A 3,697-nucleotide genomic window follows, 5' to 3' on the forward strand; every position below is an offset into this window, starting at 1 on the left:
GCGCCCCCCGCCGCCCCCCCCGGCGGTTTCGGCTGGGGCTGTGCGGGCGGGCGACCCAAAAACCTTCGGGGGGGGGCCCCGGGGGCGCTGCTCTGTGGAGCCGACGGGTCACCGCTTGAACATGTCCTTCATCTTCTCCTTGGCCTGCCGGGCATCGCCCTTCGCCGCTTCGGCGCGGCCCTCGGAAGTCAGCCGCTCGTTGCCCACCAGGCGGCCGGCCGTTTCCTTGAGCTTGCCCTTGGCCTGCTCGGTCTTGGCCCGGCCCTTCTCGTCCTTCGACACAGCTGATCACTCCCTGGGGTGCGGGGAACTGCTTGCCCTGCGCGTCTGACCCGGATCGCGGACGGCAAACGTGCGCGATCCGACGCTCTCGTGCGGGACCGCTGCCTCGATCCGAGAAAAAGTGCGCTTCCACCGTTTGGACCGGGGGAGAGGGGCCATAAGCGTGGTCATGGGAGTTCGCGGCGGTGAGCGGCGCGGGTTCCCGAGCGGGCCCGAACCGCGTGGTGGCACCCCCCGCCATCACGCGGCTCGGGCCCTTCGCGCGAGCTCCACCACGATGGGTCACGACGAGGTGGCAAAGCGCTGTCGAAGCGGCCCCGAAGATGCCGTGGTGCCCTAGAGTCGCCGCATGCGACGGAGGACGGGACTGGTGATGGCCGGGGCGGTGACCCTGGCCTGGGGCGAGTGGTTGCACTGGCGCTGGTCTCGAACTCTCCTGGGGAGCCGCGGTGGCGGTGCCGAAGCGGTGGTCGTGCTGGGATACCGCAATCCCCAAGCCGCGGCGAATGCGATCACCCGCTGGCGAGTGCGTGCCGGAATCCGCTCCATCGCCACTGACGGTGGGGGAGCGACCCGAGTGATCCTCAGCGGCGGTGCGCCCGGCGGCGGCGCAACCGAGGCCCAGTTGATGGCTGACTATGCGAGGTCGGCTCTCAAGTTCGACGGCACCCTGCTCCTCGAAGAACGGAGCGGGACGACATGGGAGAACATCACCAACGTGATCCCCATGCTCGAAGATGTCGACCGCATCAAGATCGCCTCTCAGCCGGCCCACGCGCTCAAGGCCCGCGCGTACTTGCGGCGCCAGCGCCCTGACCTTGCCCAGAGGCTCGTGCGTGCGGATGACTACCGCCCCGGCGAGTGGCTGGTCGTCAAACCGCTGCTGGCCCTGTACGGACTTTGGACGCTCCGCGGCTTCACAGCCGAAGACCGAAGGCCCATCCCGTAGAGAGCCGCCGTCGGATCGGCGCGGACACCCGCCGCGTCCACCCCGGCGGCGCCGCCGTCGCCGGCGCGGCCGGGAAGGCCGGCAGAGCGGAGGCGGGTGGTTCCGCCGACCGCCGCGTCGGCCGCGCAGACCCCGATCCACACGGCGCCACGCCGTCGCATGCGCCCGGCAGGACACGGCTCCGCACGCACGACCGCCATCCTCACCCGCCTGTTCCACGCGGAGAGGAAGGAGCGGGGTGCACCGGGAAGCCCGGCGCCTCAGAGGCCGGAGGCTGGAGGTTGGGCCCTGCGCGTCAGTTCGTCGTGGATGAGTCTGCCCACGAGCGCGCCACCGAAGACGACGACGCCGATGCCGACCAGCCAGGTCTGGATGACGAGGACGGTTCCGAACGGGCCGTATGTGACGGCGTTGGATGCGATCAGCGGCGAGAACACGAGCCGGGAGAAAACGCGAAGTCCAAGCAGCCCGATCATGGTGGTCACCGCCCCGGGAAGGAGGGCGAGCCACCCGACCCGCCCGCCGAGCAGCAGCCGTTGCGACCACCAGAAGAACAGGGTGCCGATCGCCACTGCGACGATCCCCCGGGCAGGGGAATCGCGCCACGGTGGCGTGATCGCCGACAGGTAGAGGACGGCGATCAGCACGCCGAGCCACAGCACGTGCCGCCAGCGGGCCCACCAGCGTGCGGGAGGCAGATCCCAGACCTTCTCGTAGCCGTTCTGCAGCACGGTGCCGAAGGACAGGCCGAACACGGCGAGCACGGCCAGGCCGAACGCCGTGGTGGTCCGCCACGCCTCGCCGGGCAGGGCGAAGAGTCGGTCGATCTCCGCCCGGGCGGCTGGCGAGACTCCGAGCCCGTCTCCCAGCCACTGCGCGAACCCTTGTCCGGTGGCCGTGTTCGCAGCGGACACGACGATCAGCAGCGGTACCAGCGTCAGGAACCCGAGCGCGGCGAACCCCAGCGAGCGCTGCCACAGTTCCACGTCCCGGACTCGTCCCCAGCGTCTGCCGGCCCGCGTACGGCGGATCGTGCTGCGTATCCGCTCGAAGCTCAGCATCGGGGCCGGCCCACGGCAGCCGGTCACGGCGGCCATACCGGCACGTGCGGAGACCGGGAGTGGGAATGCAAGGTTGATGTCACGGGCATGGCCGCTCCAGTTGTTGCTGATTCCACGGTAGGACTCCCGTGTCCAGCAGCCCACCATTGCGGTCCTTCATGCGCGCTGAAGCGGAAGGAGGGTTGTAGGGTCCCTGCGCCCGAAACACTGCCCGGGCAGTGTTCGCGCCAGGTACGAACCACGCTCCACTTGTACTTCGGTACGAAATGCGGTGCCGTCGAATCTCATTTCGTCTGATGACCAGAATGTCGACCGGATTCCGGATGATGAGCCTTGGGCGGGGCAGTCGCAGAGTCTCAGCGGTTACCCGGCCTCCACAATTCGTGATGGAGGGTGTGCCGGTCGGTCAAGGAGGTGCGCCGTGTCCTGTTCGGCTCTGGCTGCTGCGGGCACGTTGCCCGCCGGCCTGATCGCGCTGCCGGGCGTATACCGGCCGCAGGCCGACACCCGCTTCCTCGCGGCGGCACTCGGCGACGAGGACCTGGGGCCCCGGACCGAGATGCTGGAAATCGGTACGGGCACTGGTGCCCTGGCCCTGCACGCCGCAGCCCGGGGCGCGCGGGTCACGGCGGTCGACGTTTCCTGGTCGGCGGTGCTCACGGCACGCCTGAACGCGCTGCGCAGGCGGCTTCCGCTCCGGGTGCTGCACGGCGACTTCGCGGCGCGTGCCGCCCGGCGCCGCTTCGACCTGGTCGTCGCAAATCCGCCGTACGTTCCCGCTCCGCAAGTCCGCATGCCGTTGCACGGGCCTGAGCGAGCCTGGGACGCCGGTCCCGACGGGCGCGGGGTCATCGACCGCATCTGTTCGGCGGCCCCGGCGCTGCTGCGCCCCGGGGGCGTGCTGCTCATGGTGCACTCTGCGATGTGCGGGGCCGAGGACACCGTGGACCGGCTGGCCGAGGCTCGGCTGGCCGCGGAGGTCACGGCGACGACGTCCATACCGTGGGGCCCTGTACTGCGCTCGCGGCGGGCCTGGTTGGAGAGCCGGGGTCTGACGGCCCGAGCCGAGCAATGGGAAGAACTGGTGATAGTCCGTGCCCGGAACCTCTGACACGGCCGCAGCCGGCGCCTCGGACCCGGAGTGCGCGGCGCCGCCCCCCGCACGCCGCGTCTTCGTCGATCCGCAGGGCCCGGTAGTGGTCGAGGGTCCGGTGGAGATCACCCTGGCCGACGGTGCCGTCGTCCGGTCCGACCGCTTCATGGTCGCGGTGTGCACCTGCCGCCCCAGCCGCACGTACCCCTGGTGCGACACCATCCACCGCCGCCGTGCGCGGGGCGGCGCACCCCCCCCCGAGCCCGAGGTGAGGTAACCCGGATGTTCACTCACGCGCCCCCCGCCACGGGG

Annotated in this window: 5 protein-coding genes; 3 read left to right on the forward strand and 2 right to left on the reverse strand. The window is 70.7% G+C overall.

What is annotated here, in order from left to right:
* Positions 1 to 108 precede the first annotated feature (108 nt).
* Positions 109 to 282, reverse strand: a complete 174-nt coding sequence (locus ACFXA3_RS28360) for a CsbD family protein (protein WP_385191308.1) — start codon at positions 280 to 282, stop codon at positions 109 to 111.
* A gap of 349 nt (positions 283 to 631) precedes the next feature.
* On the opposite strand from ACFXA3_RS28360, the gene ACFXA3_RS28365 reads away from it, so the two are divergent.
* Positions 632 to 1,231, forward strand: coding sequence for a YdcF family protein (locus ACFXA3_RS28365; protein ID WP_385191310.1), 600 nt, complete (start codon positions 632 to 634; stop codon positions 1,229 to 1,231).
* A gap of 260 nt (positions 1,232 to 1,491) precedes the next feature.
* Here ACFXA3_RS28365 and ACFXA3_RS28370 read toward each other — a convergent pair whose 3' ends face one another.
* On the reverse strand, positions 1,492 to 2,292 hold the full coding sequence (locus ACFXA3_RS28370; protein ID WP_385191311.1) for a ribonuclease BN: 801 nt from the start codon (positions 2,290 to 2,292) through the stop codon (positions 1,492 to 1,494).
* Between the two features lie 421 nt (positions 2,293 to 2,713).
* Between ACFXA3_RS28370 and ACFXA3_RS28375 the strand changes: the two genes are divergently transcribed.
* Entirely contained in the window at positions 2,714 to 3,403 is a 690-nt protein-coding gene (locus ACFXA3_RS28375; protein ID WP_385191312.1) for a HemK2/MTQ2 family protein methyltransferase, read from the forward strand.
* Positions 3,387 to 3,662 (forward strand): CDGSH iron-sulfur domain-containing protein, encoded by a 276-nt coding sequence (locus ACFXA3_RS28380; protein WP_385191313.1) that lies wholly within the window; start codon positions 3,387 to 3,389, stop codon positions 3,660 to 3,662. Before ACFXA3_RS28375 ends, ACFXA3_RS28380 begins: the two co-directional genes overlap by 17 nt.
* The last annotated feature ends 35 nt before the right edge of the window (positions 3,663 to 3,697 follow it).

This window comes from Streptomyces sp. NPDC059456, from assembly GCF_042750055.1.
Classification (GTDB): domain Bacteria; phylum Actinomycetota; class Actinomycetes; order Streptomycetales; family Streptomycetaceae; genus Streptomyces.

Excerpts from the sequence above, each read along its gene's own strand:
- ACFXA3_RS28365 (WP_385191310.1), top strand. The coding sequence starts at position 632 with ATGCGACGGAGGACGGGACTGGTGATGGCCGGGGCGGTGACCCTGGCC.
- ACFXA3_RS28370 (WP_385191311.1), bottom strand. The coding sequence starts at position 2,292 with ATGCTGAGCTTCGAGCGGATACGCAGCACGATCCGCCGTACGCGGGCC.